Consider the following 19,279-nt stretch of genomic DNA (forward strand, 5'->3'; position numbering starts at 1 on the left):
GCGGCGAAATGTCGGATGGAGTCCCGTCTTGACGGATCAGGCGCTGAGGGAGAGGCCACGCATGCAGGCCCGAGTCCTGTCGACCCGAGTCGTGTCGACGAGCCCGCCGGGAGGCGCCTCGTGACCGGGGCGCCGCTCTGGTTCGTGGGCGTCGACGGCGGGGCGACCCGGTGTCGCGCGCGCGTCCGCGACGCCAGCGGCGCAAAGCTCGCCGAGGCCGCGGGCGCCGCCGCCAACGTCCATGTCGATTTCGCCGCGGCCGTCGCTGTCATCCGCGCCCTCGTCGTCGAGGCGCTCGGCAGGGCCGGCGCGCCGACGGCCGACCCTTCCCGCACGGCGCTCGGACTGGGCCTCGCCGGCGTCAACGACGCCCGCGACGCGGACCGTGCGGCCGCCGCCTTTCCCGGCTACGCCCGCGCGCTCGCCGCGAACGACGCCGTCACCGCCTGCATCGGCGCCCACGCGGGCGCGGAGGGCGGGCTGGTCATCGCCGGGACCGGCTCGGCCGCGATCGCGCGCGGCGGCGGGCGCGAGACCATCGTCGGCGGACGCGGGTTCACCCTCGGGGACGACGGATCCGGCGCGCATGTCGGCCTCGACGCGCTGCGCGCGGCGACCCGCGCCGGCGACGGCCTCGGGCCGGAGAGCGCGCTCACCCGCGACATCCTGCGCGGGTTCGACGGCGACGTGGTCGCGCTGGTGCGCTGGGCGCGCGCCGCCTCCCCCGGCGATTTCGGCGCCTTCGCCCCGCTCGTGTTCGAGCGGGCGGGCGAGGGCGACGAGGTCGCCCGGAGAATCGTGGCGAAGGCCGCGCGCGCAATCGAACAGCTGGTGCGCCGCGTCGCGGCGCTCGGCGCCGAGCGGGTGGCGCTGGTCGGCGGCGTCGGCGACGCCGTGCGCCGCCATCTCGCGCCCGGGACCGCGGCGGTTCTGACCCGCCCGCTCCACGACGCGACCGACGGGGCGATCTTGATGGTGGGCGGCAAGGTCGCGACCGGCCGGAACGAGGCGACATGCGGGGAGCAGGTGGAATGAAGGTGTTGTTCGGCGCGCGCCTGTTCGACGGCGACCGCTTCCTCGACGATCGCGCGCTCGTGGTCGCGGACGGCGCCATTCGCGCCGTCGTCGATGTCGACGAGCGGCCGCGGGGCGGCGAGCAGATCGATTGCGGCGGCGGCATCCTCGCCCCCGGCCTGATCGACTGGCAGGTCAACGGCGGCGGCGGGGTGCTGTTCAACGCCGAGCCGACGGTCGAGGGGATCGCCGCGATCGCCCGCGCCCATCGGCGCGCCGGCGTCACCGGGCTCCTGCCGACCGTCGTCACCGACGCGCCCGAGGTTCTCGCCGCCGCGCTCGCCGCCGCGCGCGCCGCCGGGGGCCGTGTTCCCGGCGCCCTCGGCGTCCATGTCGAGGGGCCGTTCATCGACCCGCGCCGTCCGGGCATACATCCGAAGCAATGGATCCGGCCGATGCGGGAAGAGGACGCCGAGGCGCTGATCGCCGGGCGCGCCGCCGTCACCCTGGTGACGCTCGCCCCGGCCTCGGTTCCGCTCGCGCTGGTCGAGCGCCTCGCGAACGCAGGGATCGTGGTCAGCCTCGGCCATACGGAAGCGACGGCGGAGGAGGCGGCGGCCGTGTTCGACGCCGGCGCCCGCGCCGCGACCCACCTCTTCAACGCCATGAGCCAGATGACTTCCCGCGCCCCCGGCGTCGTCGGCGCGGCCCTCGCCGATCCGCGCGTCGTCTGCGGCCTGATCGCCGACGGCGAGCACGTCCACCCCGCCGCCTGCCGGGCGGCGATCGCCGCCAAGGGCGCGGCCGGGATCGCGCTCGTGTCCGACGCGATGCCGCCCGCGGCCGGCGGCCCGGACGCCTTTGCGCTGCAAGGCCGCAGGATGACGCGGGTCGGGATGAAACTCGTCGACGAGAACGGCACGCTGGCGGGTTCGGCGATCACGCTCGCCGACGCCGTGCGGTACGCCGCGACAATTCTGCGAGCGCCGCTCGCCTCGGCGCTGGCGATGGCGACCTCGACGCCGGCGAGGCTGCTGCGGGTGGACGACCGCATCGGCCGGCTCGGACCGGGCTACGAAGCCAATCTCGTCCACTTCGGCGACGATCTCGCGCTCGCCGGCGTGTGGATGGCCGGGCGCCGCCTCGACGAGGACGGCGAGCCGCGGTGAAGCGGGGTCAGCGCGCCCGCTCCGCCATCGCCGCCTTCGCGGCGACCGCGCCCGACCGCATCGCGCCGCTGAAGCCGAAGCCGCCGGTGAACGACGAGGCGAGATAGATCGACTTCAGCGGGGTTTTCGCTTCCAGCGGCTCGCCGCGCCAGAACCTGCGCTCGAACGGCAGCGGGGCGAAACCGTAGATCGCCCCGCCCGGCGTGTTCATGAAATTGGCCATCGAGCGGGCGTTGAGGAACATGCGCTCCCCGACCGCCGCGCTGAAGCCCGGATACTGGCGGTCGAGGTCGGCCTGGAACGCGTCGAGCCAGCGCTCGCGACGGTCCTTGTCCTCTTGCGGCGACAGGTGCTGCCAGTTCTCCAGCCGGTCGAGTCCGGTCACGGTGACGAGAACCGGGCCATCGCCGGCGAGCCCGCTGTCGATCGCGGCGTAATTGACGAATCCGTAGCCCGGAATGGCCCCGTCGGCTGGATCATGCGCCATGAACCGCGAGCTTTCGCCGTAGGTCACCATCGACGTCATCCAGTCCGGGATGATCATCACGCCATAGCGGGTCATCCCGATGGTCGCGGGGTCGACGCTGAGCCCGTAGTGCGCGGTGAACAGCGACGTCGATAGCGGCCGGCCGCCATAGGCCGCCTCGAGCTTCGCGCGCTCGGCGTCCGGGAGCATCGGCGCGAGAACGTGCGGAGCGCAATTGGCCAGGATCTGTCGGGCCTCGACCCGCTGCTCGTCCGCCCTGGAGCGCGTGTCGACGTGGCGCACGGCGGACGGCGCGCCGGACGCGTCGAGATCCACCTCGGTCGCCTCGCGTCCGAGCAGCACCGTCCCGCCGCTGTTCATCACGCATTTGGCGAGCTTCATCGACAGCACGCGCGAGCCGCCCTTGACGAACCGGCCTCCGGACTTGAGGAAGCCGCCCTGCGCGATCGCGAACATCGGCCAGGCCAGATCCCGCGGGTTGTTGGCGTAATAGCCGACGTTGGCCGCCACCGCGATCTTGGCCTGTTCGTCGCGGCCGAAGTGCCGGTCGAGGATGTCGGCGGTCGACATGTGCCAGTCCTGGATCAGGCGGCGCGCCTCGATCACGCCGTGAACCAACCTGCGGATCGATCGGGTCGCCTGCGCCTCGATCAGTTCGCCGGCGTTGTCGACGATGCGCTCGATCGCGCCGAGAAACTGGGCGAAGCCCTCACGGCTCCTGGGGAACCGCTCGCTCAGCGCCTGGTGCGCGGCGTCGAAGCTGGCCGGCATGTCGAACACCTCGCCGATCGGGCCGCCCGCCACCGAATAGAACGGCGTGACCGGAACCCACTCGATCTCGTCGAGAATGCCGAGTTCGGTCAGGATCGCATGTTTCGGATCGCCCGGCCAATGCGGATCGGCGGTCTGGTGCAGCGCCGGCTCGATGGTCAGCGCGCCTTTCCGGAACGAGGAGGCGGCGCCGCCGACGCTGTGGTTGCGCTCGATGACGCAGACCTTGCGTCCGCTCCTGGCGAGCAGCGCCGCGGCCGTCAGGCCGCCGAGGCCGGAGCCGATCACGACCACGTCGAAGCTGTTCTCGCTCACCCTCCACCCCCGCTTCATGCGGCCAATCGGTGCATGCTAGTCGCAAGCATCGCCATGGCGTTTGATCGTGGTCAATCCCGACCCGCCCGCCGGCGGCGCCGGCGCATCGGGAACGGCGGCCGTTGTCATTTATCTTTCATGTCGCGACCAATATGGCGAGCCGGACACGTGTGTCGACGCGCCATGGCGACGCAGGCGCCGGGGCGCTTCAGCTCCTCAACACGGCGCAGGCGCCGCCGACGGCCTGGATGCGGTCGCACAACCGCTTCGCCTCGCCCCCGGTCTGCGCCGGCAGGCGCACGCGATAGAACGGCCGCCAGCCGCGGCTGCGCAGGACCGAGCCCAGGACGAAGGGCTGCCGGTCGCCGATGACGGCGGCGTAGTCGTGGCGCGCGCGGGCGAAGGCGCGCAACGCCGAGCCCTTGGAGAAGCTCGCGGCGAGCTGCACGCCCCAGGGCGCGAACAGGCCCGAGACGGCAGGCTCGCCCGAGGGCCCGCGGGCGAGGCGCAGCTTGCCGATCGCGACGACGCACGGCTCGACCGGGCCCGGGGCGGCGGAGTCGGGCGGGGTCGCGGCGCGCCACTCCTCGACGTCGTGACCGGTGATCGCCAGCACGTAGCTCTGGGTCTCGAACGGCATGTCGCCCTGGCCGTCGAGCCATTTCTGGGTCCGGGTCGGCCCGGCGTTGTAGGCGGCGGCCGCGAGCCCGAGGTTGCCGAAGCGCCGGGCGAGATCGGCGAGGAGCTTCGCCGAGGCCGGGATCGCCGCCGCCGGATCGAACGGATCGGCGAGTCCGCGCTCCGACGCCGTGCCCGGCATGAACTGGGCGACTCCCAACGCCCCGGCGGGGCTGACGGCGTGCGGCTGAAACGCGCTCTCGCGCCAGATCAGCCGGGTGAAATACGGGACCGGCAGGCCGGCGCCCTTGGCCGAATCCTCGACGATGCCGCACAGGACCGCGACCGCGTCGTCGGCGGCCGGTTCGTGCGGCTCGGCGCGCGCCGGCGCGCGCGCGGCGAGAACGAGAAGGAGCGCGAGCGCGCCAGCGCGGCGAAGGCGGCGGGCATGTCGCCGCGCGGCAGGCCGCGCGGGCGCGGCTCGACATCCGGTCGCCGGCAGGAAACGCATGTCCTTCGCCCCTTCCCCCACGCCGGCGCGACGACGGGCCCCTCGGCCGCCGCATCCAACGCCGCAAAACCGGTTATCCCGTCCGGCCCCCGGACGCGAGTCCAAAGCGCCCGGTCCAGGCGACCGCGACGCGGACGAAACGTCCCGCCTAAAGCAGAACTATGACGGTCTCCGGCGCGATGCTATAGGGCCGAACTCGCCCTCCCGGCTTGCCCAATTCTACGAGGATCTTTTGCCGATGTCCAAGATCAAGGTCGCAAATCCGGTCGTCGAACTCGACGGCGACGAGATGACCCGAATCATCTGGCAACTCATCCGCGACAAGCTCGTCCACCCCTATCTCGACATCGACCTCCAGTACTTCGACCTGTCGGTCGAGCATCGCGACGCGACCGGCGACCAGGTCACCATCGACGCGGCGCACGCGATCAAGGCGGCGGGCGTCGGCGTCAAATGCGCCACAATCACCCCCGACGAGGCGCGCGTCGAGGAGTTCAAGCTGAAGGAGATGTGGAAGAGCCCGAACGGCACGATCCGCAACATTCTGGGCGGCGTCATCTTCCGCGAGCCGATCATCTGCAAGAACGTGCCGCGCCTCGTGCCCGGCTGGACCCTGCCGATCGTGGTCGGCCGTCACGCCTACGGCGACCAGTACCGCGCCACCGACTTCAAGGTTCCCGGCAAGGGCCGGCTCACCATCAAGTTCGAGGGCGACGACGGCACGGTGATCGAGAAGGAAGTGTTCAAGTTCCCCGGCGCCGGCGTCGCGATGGCGATGTACAACCTCGACGATTCGATCCGCGACTTCGCCCGCGCGTCGCTGAACTACGGCATCTTGCGCAAGTATCCCGTCTACCTCTCGACCAAGAACACGATTCTCAAGGCCTACGACGGCCGGTTCAAGGACCTCTTCCAGGAGGTGTACGAGGCCGAGTTCGCCGGCAAGTTCAAGAGCCTCGGCATCACCTACGAGCATCGCCTGATCGACGACATGGTCGCCTCCGCGCTCAAGTGGTCGGGCGGCTACGTGTGGGCGTGCAAGAACTACGACGGCGACGTGCAGTCCGACACGGTGGCGCAGGGGTACGGCTCGCTCGGCCTCATGACCAGCGTGCTGATGACCCCGGACGGCCAGACGGTGGAGGCCGAGGCCGCGCACGGCACGGTCACCCGCCACTACCGCGAGCACCAGAAGGGCCGCGAGACCTCGACCAACTCGATCGCCTCGATCTTCGCCTGGACGCGGGGCCTCGCGCATCGCGCCAAGCTCGACGGCAACGAGGCGCTGGCCAAATTCGCGGCGACCCTCGAGCGGGTGTGCGTCGACACGGTCGAGGCGGGCGACATGACCAAGGACCTCGCGCTGCTCGTCGGCCCGAACCAGAAGTGGCTGTCGACCACCGGCTTCCTCGACAAGGTGGACCAGAACCTCCGGAAGGCGATGGCGGCGTAGGGCCGGGGGTCAGGCGCGGCGCCGAAACGGGCGCACGCGCGTTTCGTCACCGGCGGCGGCGCGACCTCGCGCCGCCTGGCGGCAGAAAGCTCCTGGAATGGGTTCGATCGTCGAATTCCTGAAACGCCTCGTCCAGATCGTCTTTCTTCTCGCGGCCCTGGTCGTCATGGGCGCCGTTGTGTTCGGTGTCGGCGCCCTCGTCGCCGAGTTTCGCTCGCCGGCGGAACCCGCGGAAAAGCCCTCGATCCTGGCGCTCGACCTCGACGGGATCATCGTCGACACCCGCGACATCGTCGAAGCCCTGCGCAAGTACCGCAAAGACAACCATATCAAGGGCGTCCTGCTGCGCATCGACTCGCCGGGCGGCGTGGTCGGGCCGAGCCAGGAACTCTGGGCCGAGATCAAGCGGACGCGCGAACAGTACAAGAAGCCGGTGATCGCCTTCTGCGGCGCGGTCGCGGCCAGCGGCGCCTATTACGCCGCCGTCGCCGCCGACCGGATCGTCACCACCCCGGGCTGCATGATCGGCTCGATCGGCGCGCTGATGGAATTCGTCAATCTGGCCAAGCTGTACGATTGGGCGCGGATCGACCGCTACGCGATCACGACCGGCCAGTTCAAGGACGCCGGCGCCGATTACAAGCCTCTGACCGACACGCAGCGGGCGCTGTTCCAGGACCTGCTGAACGACGTGCTGGCCCAGTTCAAGGCGGCTGTCGCCGAGGGCCGCAAGATGGCGCCCGAAGTCGTCGACCAATATGCCGACGGCAGGGTGTTCACCGGCGCCCAGGCGGTGAAGCTGGGCTTCGCCGATTCGGTCGGGACCTGGGACGACGCCCGCCGCGCGCTCGGGCAGATGACCGGACTGGGCGACGAGCCGGAGGTCTTCAAGGTGAGGAAGCCCGGCAGGCTGGCGCGATGGCTCGGAGAGGAGGCGACGTCGCCGGCCGCGTCCGTCTCCGCCGCCCTTCGCGACGTCCTGCAAACGGAACTGAGCGCGCGTCCGCTGTTGCTGTTGCCGGGAGCGGTTCGGTTCTGAGCGCGCGAGCGCGGCTGCGCCATCCCCATAGGCGCGTCGCCGACCCTCGCCGAGCGCGGCGACGACCAGCACGGCTACGAAGTCAGCGCAAGCGCTCCGGCGACGAGGCGCACCCGATAGGCCGCGCCGACGGCGAGAATGGCGTCGTCGAAGTCGCATTCCGGCCTGTGCCAGGTATGGCGGGAGGCCTCAGGCGCGCGCGCGGATCCCCTCCTCCACCGCCTCGAGCGCCTTGCCGGCGTTTTCGCCCTCCGGGCCGCCGGCCTGGGCCATGTCCGGCCGCCCGCCCCCGCCCTTGCCGCCGAGCGCCGCGGAGCCGAGCCGCACGAGGTCGACGGCGTTGAATCGGGCGGTCTGGTCGGCGGTGACGGCGACGACGAGGCTCGCCTTGCCGTCCTCGGACGCCGCCGCGATCGCCACCACGCCCGAGCCGATGGTTTGCTTGGCCTCGTCGGCGAGCGACTTCAGGTCCTTCATCTCGACGCCGGTGACGGCGCGGGCGTAGAACTTGACGCCGGCGACGTCGCGCACCGCGTCGACCGCGCCGGCGCCTCCGCCGCCCATCGCCAGCTTCCGCCGCGCGTCGGCGAGCTCGCGCTCGAGCTTGCGCTTGTCGTCGATCAGGCTTTCGAGCCGCTTCGGCGCTTCGTCCGCAGGCGCGCGCAGGAGGGCCGCGAGCGCGGCGAAGGCGTTGGAATCGGCGGCGAGTTTCTTGCGCGCCTCATCGCGGGTCTTGGCCTCGAGGCGGCGCACCCCGGCCGCGACCGCGCTCTCGCCCACCACCGTGATCAGGCCGATGTCGCCGGTGCGGCCGACGTGCGTGCCGCCGCACAATTCCACCGAATAGGGGCGCTCGTGCGCCGCGTCGTCCTCGATCGCGCCCATGCTGACGACGCGCACCTCGTCGCCGTATTTCTCGCCGAACAGCGCCCGGGCGCCCGACTGGCGCGCGTCGTCGATGCTCATCAGCCGCGTCGTCACCTCGGCGTTCTCGAGCACCACCCGGTTGGCGATGTCCTCGACCGCGGCGAGCTCCTCGGGGGTGATCGGCTTCGGATGGGCGAAGTCGAAGCGCAGGCGTTCGGGCGAGACGAGCGAGCCCTTCTGCGCGACATGGTCGCCGAGCACGAGCCGCAGGGCCTCGTGCAGGATGTGGGTCGCGGAATGGTTGGCGCGGGTGGCGGCGCGCGCCGCGTGATCGACGGCGAGCTCGACGGCCTGGCCGGCGCGCGCGCTCCCCTCGATCACCGCGACGTCGTGAACGATCAGGTCGCCGAGCTTCTTGCGCGTGTCGGAGACGACCGCGCGGAAACCCGGCCCGGTGATCTCGCCGACGTCGCCGACCTGACCGCCCGACTCGCCGTAGAACGGCGTCTGGTTGAGGATCAGCGAGCCCTTGTCGCCGGCCTCGATCCGCTCGACCTCGACCCCGTCCTTGACGATCGCGGCCACGACGCCCTCGGCCGTCTCGGTCTCGTAGCCGAGGAAGTCGGTGGCGCCGACCCGCTCGCGCAGGCCGTACCAGACGGTCTCGGTCGCGGCCTCGCCGGAGCCCGCCCAGGCGCGCCGCGCCTCGGCGCGCTGCCGCTCCATCGCGGCGTTGAAGCCCTGCACATCGACCGCCAGGCCGCGGGCGCGCAGGGCGTCCTGGGTGAGATCGAGCGGGAAGCCGAACGTATCGTAGAGCTTGAACGCGGTTTCGCCGTTGAGCACGCCGCCGGCGGCGAGCGGCCGGGTTTCCTCCTCGAGAATGGCGAGGCCGCGCGCCAGCGTGGTGCGGAAGCGCGTCTCCTCGAGCCGGAGAGTCTCGGTGATCAGCGCCTCGGCGCGGGTCAGCTCCGGGTAGGCGAGGCCCATCTCGCGCGTCAGCGCCGGGACGAGACGCCACATCAGCGGGTCGCGCGCGCCGAGGATCTGGGCGTGGCGCATGGCGCGGCGCATGATCCGGCGCAGCACGTAGCCGCGGCCCTCGTTCGAGGGCAGCACGCCGTCGGCGACGAGGAAGGCGGAGGCGCGCAGATGATCGGCGATGACGCGGTGCGAGGCGCGGTGGGCCCCGTCGGGATCGACGCCGGTCAGGTCGGCGCTTGCCCGGATCAGCGCGCGGAAGAGGTCGATGTCGTAGTTGTCGTTCACCCCCTGCAGCACCGCGGCGATGCGCTCGAGGCCCATGCCGGTGTCGATCGAGGGACGCGGCAGGGCGACGCGCTCGCCGCCGGGCAGCGCCTCGTACTGCATGAAGACGAGGTTCCAGATCTCGACGAACCGGTCGCCGTCCTGGTCGGGCGAGCCGGGCGGCCCGCCGGGGATGTGGTCGCCGTGGTCGTAGAAGATTTCCGAGCACGGGCCGCAGGGGCCGGTTTCGCCCATCGCCCAGAAATTGTCGCTGGTGGCGATGCGGATGATCCGCTCGTCGGGCAGGCCGGCGATCCGCTTCCACAGGTCGAACGCTTCGTCGTCGTCGTGATAGACGGTGACGGTGAGGCGCTGTTTGTTCAGGCCGAAGTCGCGGGTGAGCAGCGTCCAGGCGAATTCGATGGCGTTCTCCTTGAAATAGTCGCCGAAGGAGAAGTTGCCGAGCATCTCGAAGAAGGTGTGGTGGCGGGCGGTGTAGCCGACGTTGTCGAGGTCGTTGTGCTTGCCGCCGGCGCGCACGCATTTCTGGGCGGTCGCGGCGCGGACGTAAGCGCGCTTCTCGATTCCGGTGAAGACGTTCTTGAACTGCACCATGCCGGCGTTGGTGAACATCAGCGTCGGGTCGTTGCGCGGAACGAGCGAACTCGACGGCACGACCTCGTGGCCCCGGCCGGCGAAGTAATGCAGGAAGCTCGACCGGATCTCGTTGACGCCGCTCATGAACACGTTGCCTCGACAGGAATTTTCAAGGAGGCTTTCTAAATCAAGGCGGCGCGGAGCGCCAACGGGAATCGGAAGGGGAATGCGGGGTGATTTCACCACCAAGGACACGAAGGCGACCTTCGTGTCCTTGGTGTCCTTCGTGGTGAAACCGCCGGGCGCGCGAGAGCGGCGACAGGAGCCGCTCCCACGCGCCCGACGCACGCTTCGGACGGACGGTTTCCCTGGCGGACGGGCGCGCCGCTGGTCGAGGAGGCGGGACGCGGGCAGCGCCCGAAGGAGCCGTCAGCCCTCGGCGTCGTCTCCTTCGCCGTCGGAAGGACCGGCGTTTTCGAGGATGCGCTCGGCGATCAGGCCGGCGTTCTCGCGGATGGTGCGCTCGATCTTGTCGGCCGCTTCCGGGTTGGCCTTGAGGTAGGCCTTGGCGTTCTCGCGGCCCTGGCCGAGGCGGACGCTGTCGTAGGAGAACCAGGCGCCGGACTTCTCGACCACGCCGGCGCGGACGCCGAGGTCGACGAGTTCGCCGGTCTTCGAGATCCCCTCGCCGTACATGATGTCGAACTCGACCTGCTTGAACGGCGGGGCGACCTTGTTCTTGACCACCTTGACCCGGGTCTGGTTGCCCACCACCTGGTCGCGGTCCTTGATCGCGCCGATGCGGCGGATGTCGAGGCGGACGGAGGCGTAGAACTTCAGCGCGTTGCCGCCCGTGGTGGTCTCGGGCGAGCCGTACATGACGCCGATCTTCATGCGGATCTGGTTGATGAAGATGACCATGGTGTTGGAGCGCGAGATCGACGCGGTGAGCTTGCGCAAAGCCTGGCTCATCAGCCGCGCCTGCAGGCCCGGCTGCGACTCGCCCATCTCGCCCTCGATCTCGGCCCGGGGCGTCAGCGCCGCGACCGAGTCGATGACCAGCACGTCGATCGCGCCGGAGCGCACCAGCGTGTCGGTGATCTCGAGCGCCTGCTCGCCGGTGTCGGGCTGAGAGATCAAGAGGTCGTTGAGATTGACGCCGAGTTTTTTGGCGTAGACCGGGTCGAGCGCGTGCTCGGCGTCGACGAAGGCGCAGACGCCGCCCAGCTTCTGCGCTTCCGCGATCACGTGCAAGGTCAGCGTGGTCTTGCCCGAGGATTCGGGCCCGTAGATCTCGATCACCCGGCCGCGCGGCAGGCCGCCGACGCCGAGCGCGATGTCGAGCCCGAGCGAGCCGGTGGACACGGTCTCGATCTCGACCGCCTGCTGGTTCTTGCCCAGCCGCATGATCGAGCCTTTGCCGAAAGCGCGTTCGATCTGCGACAACGCGGCGTCGAGCGCCTTGGTCTTGTCCACCTGAGTCCCTTCCACTACGCGAAGAATCGGCTGGCTCATCGATCCGTCTCCTTCTCTCATGGGCGGGGTCCCGTCCGCAACAGCGGTCTCCACGCCTCCCTGACGGCAATTGTGCATGGTTTGTTCTCGAATGCAAGTTCTTTTTTTGTTCTCGCCGACAAAGGCGCAACAGGAATGGCGAGGGGAAAAGCGAACGCCGGCCGGACCTTGCGGCCCCGCCCGCAAAAACGGCCCTCCCCCGGCAACGTTTTCGCCCCTCGAGCATTTTTGTCCGGCCGTCGAGCCGCCCCGGCCGCGGGACGAACCCACGAGGAGCATCAGGACATGCGCGCTCTTGTTTGGCACGGCAAGGAAGACATCCGCTGCGATTCCGTCTCCGATCCGCAAATCGAGCACCCGCGCGACGCCATCATCAAGGTGACGAGCTGCGCCATCTGCGGCTCGGACCTGCACCTCTTCCACAATTTCATTCCCGCCATGCTGCCCGGCGACATCATGGGCCACGAGACCATGGGGGAGGTGGTGGAGGTGGGGAGCGGCGTCGACGGCCGCCTCGCGGTCGGCGACCGGGTCGTCATCCCATTCACCATCACCTGCGGTGAATGCGACCAGTGCCGGGCCGGCAACTTCTCCGTCTGCCAGCGCAGCAACCGCAACAAGGCGCTGGCGGACAAGGCGTTCGGCCACGCGACCGCGGGGCTGTTCGGCTACACCCATCTCACCGGCGGCTATCCGGGCGGCCAGGCCGAATACCTGCGGGTGCCGTTCGCCGACACGACCCACATCAAGGTTCCCGACGGCATCCCGGACGAGAAGCTGCTGTTCCTCAGCGACATTCTGCCGACCGGTTGGCAGGCGGCGGTCCAGGCCGAGATCGAGCCGACCGACACGGTCGCGATCTGGGGCTGCGGCCCGGTCGGGCAGATGGCGATCCGCAGCGCCGTCCTGCTCGGCGCCGAGCGGGTGGTGGCGATCGACCGCCTGCCCGAGCGCCTCGACATGGCGGAAGCCGGCGGCGCCATCCCGATCAACTTCGAGACGGAAAGCGTGATCGATCGCCTGAACGACCTGACCGGCGGCGAGGGCCCGCACAAGTGCATCGACGCCACCGGCCTCGAATCGCACGTCTCGGCCGCGCAGCCCGACACGCTGATCGACCGCATGAAGCAGATGATCGGGCTCGAGACCGACCGCCCCCATGTCCTGCGCGAGATGATCTACGTCTGCCGGCCGGCCGGGGTGCTCTCGATCCCGGGCGTCTACGCCGGAATCGACGACGGCATTCCGATGGGCATGCTGATGAACAAGGGCCTGACCGTCCGCACCGGACAGACTCACGTCGCCCGCTGGAGCGACGACCTGCTGCGCCGGATCGAGGACGGGCAGATCGATCCTTCCTTCGTCATCACCCACAAGGCCCGGCTCGAGGACGGCCCCGACATGTACCGGGTCTTCCGCGACAAGCAGGACGGCTGCGTCAAGGTTTTCCTGCAGCCCTGAGCGGGGCGTTCGCCCGACCCAACCCGAACCGATAGCGGAGACATGCTTCCCATGAGCCTCGCCAACCTCTCCCGAATCGCTCGCGCCGAGGGCGACCCCAAGGTGCTGCAGACCGGCCGCAGTTCGCTGCCGACCGCCGACCGGGTCGCGCGCAGCCTCGGCTGGTTCAGCATCGCGCTGGGCCTCACCGAACTCTTCGCCCCCGGCGCGATCGCGCGCACCCTCGGCCTCGACGGACGCAAGGGCCTCGTGCGCGCCTACGGCGCCCGCGAGATCGGGGCCGGAGTGGTCTCGCTGTCGACCGAACGCTCGCTGGGCCTGTGGAGCCGCGTCGCCGGCGACGCCCTCGACCTCGCGACTCTGGCGCCGGCGCTGGGCCGCGACAACCCGAAGCGCCGGGCGGCGGCGCTGGCGTTCACCCTGGTCGCCGGCGTCGCGCTGATCGATGTCGTGGCGGCCGGGTCGGCGACCGCCGTCCACGCCCGCGCGCCGAACCGGCGCCGCAACTATCGCGACCGCAGCGGGTTCCCGCAAGGAGTCGCCGCCGCCCGCGGCGCTGCGGCCGCGCTGAGGGCCCATGACGACCTCGCGACCGCGCGCCGGCTGCCGGCCGGATCCGAGGCGAAGGCGCCGGCGGTCGGCTGAGGGCGCGGCCGGCGGCCGGGCTTTTTTGTTCTCCAGGCGGATTGCGGCGCGAGACGACGAGGAACGCGACCTGCGACGTCGCGCGCCCCAAGCTGCGCGTCAGCCCGGCTCGAGCGCGCGGCCGGACCCGAGGCCCGAGGCCCAAGGCCGCTCGCTCCCGTCATCGAAAGGCGATTGCGCCCGAACTCTGGGTCAGCGTTGCGATATCGATCCCGGCCACCGTCGCCGTGTCGCCAAAGCTGTCGGTGATCGTGGTCGCGCCGCCGCTTTCGCTGAAGGCGCCGTGCGACAGCAAGGCCTGAACGCCGGCGGCGGCGGTCGCGCTGGACGCGAGATAGGCGAAATCCGAACGGCTGAAGCTCAGCGTGTCGTGGGCCGGCCCGGCGGCGGCGAAGCCCGACAGTTGATCGTGACCGAACTGCGGGCCGAAAGCGACCACCTCGCCGCTTCCGCCGAGCGCGACGCTCTCGGTCGCGTGGTGGGCGAGCGGGAAGGTTTCGGAACCGCTCGCCAGCAGGTCCTGTTCGGCGGACAGGGTGAGCGTCAGCCCGGACGCGACCAGAGAGACCGATCCCCGCTGTCCGCGCCGGCGACCTCGGCAAGCAGCGCGGCGCGAAATGTTCCGGCGGCCCCCGGGCCCGCGCCCTCACGCATTCCCGTCGGCTTCTTCGTCATGCTAGACAGGCGCGACTCCAGGAGCCGTTATGATCGCAGGTTTGATCGCGCTGAGTTTCGCCGCCGCGTTCGCGGGCGCGGCCGTCTATGTCAACTGGGTCGAGCAGCCGGCCCGGCTCGCCGCCCTCGACGGCGAGGCGCTGCTGTCGGAATGGGGGCCGAGCGACAGCCGCGGCGTGGCGCTGCTTCTGGCCTTCGCGCTCGCCTCGACCGTCGCCGGCTTCGCCGCGTTTTTCGAGACGCAGGACGTCCGCTACGTCTACGGCGCCCTGGTCGCGGTGGCGAGCTGGCCCTACGCGTTCTTCGTCATGGCCCCGCTCAACAACCAGATTCTCGGCTTGCGCGGCAAGGACGTCGACGCCGCCCGGGCGCTGGTGCGCCAGTGGGGCTTCATCGAGGCGGGCTTCGCCGGCCTCGGGGTGCTGGCGGTCGCGGTGTTCGTGTGGATTTTGTGAGCGGCGTCGCGGCGCGGGCCGAGGACGTCGTCGACGCGCTGCGCTTCTTCACCCGCCTGCCCCTGCCGGCGTCGCGCGGTTTCGACTTCGCCCGCATCGCCTGGGCCGCGCCGGTCGCGGGCGCCGCGGTCGGGCTGATCGGCGCCGTCGCGCTCGCGGCGGCGGCGGCCCTCGGCCTGCCGCCGTTCGTCGCCGCCGCGCTCGCGATCGCGGCGATGGTCGGGGTGACCGGCGCGCTGCACGAGGACGGGCTCGCCGACGTCGCCGACGGCTTCGGCGGCGGCGCGACCCGCGAGCGCAAGCTCGCCATCATGCGCGACAGCCGCATCGGCTCGTTCGGCGCCGCGGCGCTCATGCTCTCGCTCATGCTGAGAGCGGGCGCGCTGTCGGCGGCGCTGGCGCACGGCGTCTGGGGCGCGGCCGCCGCCCTCGTCCTGGCCGCCGCCGTCTCGCGCGCGGGCGCGCTCGCGCCGCTCGCCACGCTCGCCCCGGCTCGCCCGGACGGCGCCGGCGCCGCCGCCGCCAAGGGCCTCGCGCCGCCGGGTTTCGCGGCCTGCTGCGGCGTCGCGGCGGCGATCGCGCTCGGCCTCGGCCTCGCCGCGCTCGGGCTCGGGCTCGCGCTCGCCGCCCTGGTCGCGGCGGCGCTGGGGGCGGCGGCGATGACGGCGCTGGCGCAACGCCAGATCGGCGGCCAGACCGGCGACGTCGCCGGCGCGGCGCAGCAGGCCGCCGAGATCGCCGCGTGGTGCGGCCTTCTCATCGGCTGGTCGGACGCCTAAGTAACGCTCATGACCGCCGAGACGATCTCCACCCCTTGCGTCAAGATCTGCGTCGTCGATCCCGTCTCCGGCTTCTGCGTCGGCTGCGGCCGCACGGTCGCGGAAATCGGCGGCTGGCGCGCGATGGGCGAAGCGGAGCGGCTCGATATCATGGCGGGCCTCGCGGCGCGTCTCGTCGCGATGCGCGCCCGGTCGGCCCGCGGACGAACGGGCGGGCGCGGACGGAGCGGCTGATGCGGATCGTTCTCCCGCTCGCGATTCTCGCCGTCGCCGCAGCCGTGCTGATGCTGACGCCGGCGGAGGCGAAGATCGCCGGCCTCGACCACCGGACGATCGCCGCCGCCTCCGGTCTCGTGGCGATGCTCGCCTATTATCTCGCCAGCGCGCGCCTTGCGCACCTCCCCCGGATGGTCGGCTCGATCGCGGTCTGGGCGCTGCTGTTCGCCCTCGTCGCCGGCCTCTACGCCTATCGCTACGATGCGTCCGACTTCATCGACCGGATGACGCAGGAGCTGATGCCCTCGGAGCCGGTGACCGGTCAGGGAGGCGAGGCGATCGTCGGCCGCCGCCTCGGCGGCGCGTTCGCGGTGACGACGCACATCAACGGCGCGCGGGCGACGCTGCTGTTCGACACCGGCGCCTCGATGGTGGTGCTGACCGCGGCCGACGCCCGCCGGGCCGGCATCAATACCGCCGAGCTCGTCTACGACGTGCCGGTGACGACGGCCAACGGCGCGGCGATGGCGGCGGAAACGCGCCTCGACCAGATTTCGGTCGGGCCGATCGTGATGCGCAAGGTCTCGGCGCTGGTCGCGAGGCCAGGCGCGCTCGAGGAAAGCCTGCTCGGCATGAGTTTTCTCGAACGGCTGAAGAGCTATTCGGTCGAGCGCGGCAAGCTGGTCATGACGGCGAAGTGACGGGCTCGGCGCGGGCCTCGTCCCAGCCGGGAAGACCCCCGTCCTGCGGCGCCGGCCCCCGCTCCACCCGCGCCATCGCGGCGCGCAGCACGTCGAGGCCCGCGCCGCGCTTCACCGCTTCCGTCGCCAGAATCTGACGAAACGCCCGCGCCCCGCGCCGCCCGGCGAACAGGCCGAGCAGGTGGCGGGTGAAGTCGTGCAGGCGCTCGCCGCGCGCGAGCCCCGCCGCGATCACGGGGCAGAACGCCTCCAGCGCCTCGAAGGCGTCGCCGACCGGCGCCGGCTCGCCGAACAGCTCCGGATCGACGCCGAGCAAGAGCTCCGGGTTCTGGTAGGCGGCGCGGCCGAGCATCGCGCCATCGACCCGGGCGAGGCTTTCCCGCACGGCGGCGAGATCGGCGAGGCCGCCGTTGAGCACGATCGGCCAATCGGGATGCGCCGCTTTCAGCGCATAGACGAGCCCGTAGTCGAGCGGCGGCACGGTGCGGTTGTCCTTGGGGCTGAGGCCGTCGAGCCACGCCTTTCGGGCGTGGACGATCAGCGCGTCCGCGCCGGCGGCCTTCACCGCCTCGGCGAAAGCGGGCAGCGCCTCGCTCGGCTCCTGGTCGTCGACGCCGATCCGGCACTTGACCGTCACCGGAACCGCGACCGCCGCCTTCATCGCCGCGACGCCTTCGGCGACCAGCGCCGGCTCGCGCATCAGGCAGGCGCCGAATTGTCCGCTCTGCACCCGGTCGGACGGGCAGCCGCAATTGAGGTTGATCTCGTCGTAGCCGAAGTCGGCGCCGATCCGCGCGGCCTCGGCGAGCCGTCCCGGCGCCGACCCGCCGAGTTGCAGCGCGACCGGATGCTCGGCCGGATCGAAGCCGATCAGCCGCTCGCGCGGGCCGAACACAACCGCGTCGGCGGTCACCATCTCGGTATAGAGCCGGGCGCGGCGCGTGAGGGCGCGGTGGAACGCCCGGCAGCGACGGTCGGTCCAATCCATCATCGGGGCGACGGAGAATCGAAAGGATTGATCTGGAAGCACGCTTTTTGTCGTCTCAATTCGTCAGGTGGCAGGCATTCTCTTCTACGCCGGACTCGGGCGGCGTTGCATCGCCCCGGCGAGCCCCGGCGGAACGGCTTCGTCGAAAGCTTCGACCGCCGGTTGCGCGCCGGGCGCCCGAACGAGGTAGTCTTCGCCTTGCTCGCCGGGGCGAGGGCCGTCATCGAACGCCGGAGGCTCGACGACAACCCTGCGCCATCTCACGTCCCGCAGCACGCCCCGCGCGTCCTCGGAGACGAAGCGTTCCAGACGGGTCGTCGCGGCAAGGGAACTCCGGGACGGACCTTCGCGGCGATCTCGAAGCTTCAACAACGGCCGCTCTACCAACCCGGACGGCGCGGCGCCAACCCCAAATGCAGCGAGACGGCTTTGAAAACAGAAGCAGAGTTGGCATCGTTCCACCCGGAAGACCGGGATGATCAGGGCGCGAATTCGTCGACGCCGCCGTCGAAGTAGGCGGGGTTCATGTTGCGGACCTCGCCGAGCACGCCCTCGAGGCTGTGGAAGTGGGTCTGCATAGCGGCGGCGGCGCGGTCCGGATCGCCGGAGGCGATCGCCTCGACCACGCCCTCGTGCTCGTGGATGACGTGGGTGAGCCAGTCGAAGTTCGGCAGCGTCAGGCGGCGCAGACGATCGAGCTGGACCTTGATCTGCAGCACCATGGCCCAGACGCCCGGATGGCCGGCGGCTTCGGCGATGGCGAAATGCAGCGCCTCGTCGTTCTCGTGGAAGCCGTCGGCGTCGCGGGCGTCGACGCATTCGCGCTGGCGCTGGACGATCGCGCGCATGGCGGTGACGTCGCTCGGGCGGGCGCGGACGGCCGCCTTGCGCGCCAGCATCAGTTCGAGCGCCTCGCGTGCGCAGATCGCGTCGCCGAGGGCGACGACGGGGATTCGAGCGACACGAGTGCCTGACTTCGGGGTGATCTCGACGAGGCCCTCTTCAGCGAGGCGCAGCAGGGCCTCGCGGACGGGCGTCCGGCTGACGCCGTGGGCGGCGGCGATTTCCTTCTCGGAGATGGACGCGCCGGGAGATGAGGCCAGGGTGACGATCTCCTGGCGCAGCCGGCGGTGGACGATGTCCGCGGCGGTTGCCGCCGAGCGGCGCCTTTCGGGTCCGCTTGCGGATGGACGGCGTCGCGGTTCGTGCAGCATGCTCATTCCCGATATGCGGATCGCGCCCAACGAATCAGTCCCTCTCGGAATATAGGGAGTTCAAGGACTTCTCCTATACGGCGGTCGGACTGGTAACTCCCAAGCCCAGCGTACGAGCGGCGGTCACGGCGCTCACCGGGAGCGGCGGCGTCTCGCCGCCGGGGTGCGCGAGACGCGCACCCTCCCAGCGCGCGCCCGGTCCAGCTCCTCGCGGACAGCCACCCTGGGAGAACGGGCGAGCGTATCTCCCAAGGCGGCGGCTCGCTTCAAAGCCGTCATCGCGAGGAGCGAAGCGACGTGGCGATCCAGGAGTCCGGGACGCCGACGCCTGCCGCCAGTGGAGTCCAGCGCTTCGGCAGCCGCAGCGCAGACGGCTCCTGGATCGCCGCGTCGCCCTTCGGGCTCCTCGCGATGACGAGGTGTAAGGACCCCACCTTGGCAGTTACTCGGACTGACGAGTCCGAGCGGCCGGCGCCGCGGCGCCGACGATCGTCGGCGGCGCGAGCAGCGGAACGCGAGCTGCAGCCGCATCGCCCGCCGC

At 71.0% G+C, this 19,279-nt stretch carries 18 protein-coding genes; 11 read left to right on the plus strand and 7 right to left on the minus strand.

What is annotated here, in order from left to right; all coding sequences use genetic code 11:
* The first annotated feature begins 120 nt into the window (after positions 1-120).
* Together DFR50_RS11800 and nagA are read left to right on the plus strand one after the other, a co-directional pair.
* Positions 121-1,035, plus strand: coding sequence for a glucosamine kinase nucleotide-binding domain-containing protein (locus DFR50_RS11800; protein ID WP_170153180.1), 915 nt, complete (start codon positions 121-123; stop codon positions 1,033-1,035).
* Entirely contained in the window at positions 1,032-2,183 is a 1,152-nt protein-coding gene (gene nagA, locus DFR50_RS11805) for an N-acetylglucosamine-6-phosphate deacetylase (protein ID WP_113889404.1), read from the plus strand. The genes DFR50_RS11800 and nagA overlap by 4 nt, the downstream gene beginning before the upstream one ends.
* 7 nt (positions 2,184-2,190) lie before the next feature.
* Here nagA and DFR50_RS11810 read toward each other — a convergent pair whose 3' ends face one another.
* Positions 2,191-3,756 (minus strand): phytoene desaturase family protein, encoded by a 1,566-nt coding sequence (locus tag DFR50_RS11810; RefSeq protein ID WP_245427662.1) that lies wholly within the window; start codon positions 3,754-3,756, stop codon positions 2,191-2,193.
* Between the two features lie 208 nt (positions 3,757-3,964).
* The gene (locus DFR50_RS11815; RefSeq protein WP_113889406.1) at positions 3,965-4,885 is read right to left on the minus strand and encodes a lytic transglycosylase domain-containing protein; all 921 of its coding nucleotides are present in this window, start codon (positions 4,883-4,885) and stop codon (positions 3,965-3,967) included.
* Between the two features lie 238 nt (positions 4,886-5,123).
* Between DFR50_RS11815 and DFR50_RS11820 the strand changes: the two genes are divergently transcribed.
* Complete coding sequence (locus DFR50_RS11820; RefSeq protein WP_113889407.1) at positions 5,124-6,338, plus strand: NADP-dependent isocitrate dehydrogenase; 1,215 nt, start codon at positions 5,124-5,126, stop codon at positions 6,336-6,338.
* Between the two features lie 97 nt (positions 6,339-6,435).
* Positions 6,436-7,377, plus strand: coding sequence for a signal peptide peptidase SppA (gene sppA, locus DFR50_RS11825; RefSeq protein ID WP_113889408.1), 942 nt, complete (start codon positions 6,436-6,438; stop codon positions 7,375-7,377).
* 189 nt (positions 7,378-7,566) lie between these two features.
* On the opposite strand, the gene alaS is transcribed toward sppA, so the two are convergent.
* Entirely contained in the window at positions 7,567-10,233 is a 2,667-nt protein-coding gene (gene alaS, locus DFR50_RS11830; RefSeq protein ID WP_113889409.1) for an alanine--tRNA ligase, read from the minus strand.
* Positions 10,234-10,518: 285 nt separating this feature from the next.
* The gene (gene recA / locus DFR50_RS11835) at positions 10,519-11,604 is read right to left on the minus strand and encodes a recombinase RecA (protein ID WP_113889410.1); all 1,086 of its coding nucleotides are present in this window, start codon (positions 11,602-11,604) and stop codon (positions 10,519-10,521) included.
* 285 nt (positions 11,605-11,889) lie between these two features.
* Between recA and DFR50_RS11840 the strand changes: the two genes are divergently transcribed.
* Together DFR50_RS11840 and DFR50_RS11845 are read left to right on the plus strand one after the other, a co-directional pair.
* Positions 11,890-13,065, plus strand: a complete 1,176-nt coding sequence (locus DFR50_RS11840; RefSeq protein WP_113889411.1) for a zinc-dependent alcohol dehydrogenase — start codon at positions 11,890-11,892, stop codon at positions 13,063-13,065.
* A 51-nt stretch (positions 13,066-13,116) separates the two neighbouring features.
* On the plus strand, positions 13,117-13,710 hold the full coding sequence (locus DFR50_RS11845; protein ID WP_113889412.1) for a hypothetical protein: 594 nt from the start codon (positions 13,117-13,119) through the stop codon (positions 13,708-13,710).
* A gap of 160 nt (positions 13,711-13,870) precedes the next feature.
* Here DFR50_RS11845 and DFR50_RS11850 read toward each other — a convergent pair whose 3' ends face one another.
* Complete coding sequence (locus DFR50_RS11850; RefSeq protein ID WP_113889413.1) at positions 13,871-14,149, minus strand: hypothetical protein; 279 nt, start codon at positions 14,147-14,149, stop codon at positions 13,871-13,873.
* A gap of 265 nt (positions 14,150-14,414) precedes the next feature.
* Between DFR50_RS11850 and DFR50_RS11855 the strand changes: the two genes are divergently transcribed.
* The 4 genes from DFR50_RS11855 to DFR50_RS11870 are packed head-to-tail and all read left to right on the plus strand — an operon-like array spanning position 14,415 to position 16,536.
* Positions 14,415-14,840 carry an anthrone oxygenase family protein gene (locus DFR50_RS11855; protein ID WP_113889414.1) on the plus strand — a complete coding sequence of 142 codons (426 nt, stop codon included), beginning with the start codon at positions 14,415-14,417 and terminating at the stop codon, positions 14,838-14,840.
* Positions 14,828-15,619: an adenosylcobinamide-GDP ribazoletransferase gene (gene cobS, locus DFR50_RS11860; RefSeq protein ID WP_113889415.1), complete on the plus strand. Its 792-nt coding sequence runs from the start codon at positions 14,828-14,830 to the stop codon at positions 15,617-15,619. The genes DFR50_RS11855 and cobS overlap by 13 nt, the downstream gene beginning before the upstream one ends.
* A gap of 9 nt (positions 15,620-15,628) precedes the next feature.
* Positions 15,629-15,853, plus strand: coding sequence for a DUF1289 domain-containing protein (locus DFR50_RS11865; RefSeq protein WP_113889416.1), 225 nt, complete (start codon positions 15,629-15,631; stop codon positions 15,851-15,853).
* On the plus strand, positions 15,853-16,536 hold the full coding sequence (locus DFR50_RS11870) for a retropepsin-like aspartic protease family protein (RefSeq protein WP_113889417.1): 684 nt from the start codon (positions 15,853-15,855) through the stop codon (positions 16,534-16,536). The genes DFR50_RS11865 and DFR50_RS11870 overlap by 1 nt, the downstream gene beginning before the upstream one ends.
* Here DFR50_RS11870 and dusA read toward each other — a convergent pair.
* Positions 16,520-17,527, minus strand: coding sequence for a tRNA dihydrouridine(20/20a) synthase DusA (gene dusA, locus DFR50_RS11875; protein ID WP_113889455.1), 1,008 nt, complete (start codon positions 17,525-17,527; stop codon positions 16,520-16,522). The genes DFR50_RS11870 and dusA overlap by 17 nt on opposite strands.
* A gap of 24 nt (positions 17,528-17,551) precedes the next feature.
* On the opposite strand from dusA, the gene DFR50_RS31360 reads away from it, so the two are divergent.
* On the plus strand, positions 17,552-18,040 hold the full coding sequence (locus DFR50_RS31360; RefSeq protein WP_147262736.1) for a transposase: 489 nt from the start codon (positions 17,552-17,554) through the stop codon (positions 18,038-18,040).
* Here DFR50_RS31360 and DFR50_RS11885 read toward each other — a convergent pair.
* Positions 18,004-18,738 (minus strand): GntR family transcriptional regulator, encoded by a 735-nt coding sequence (locus tag DFR50_RS11885; protein WP_113889456.1) that lies wholly within the window; start codon positions 18,736-18,738, stop codon positions 18,004-18,006. The genes DFR50_RS31360 and DFR50_RS11885 overlap by 37 nt on opposite strands.
* Between the last annotated feature and the right edge of the window lie 541 nt (positions 18,739-19,279).

It is taken from the genome of Roseiarcus fermentans, assembly GCF_003315135.1.
Lineage (GTDB): Bacteria > Pseudomonadota > Alphaproteobacteria > Rhizobiales > Beijerinckiaceae > Roseiarcus > Roseiarcus fermentans.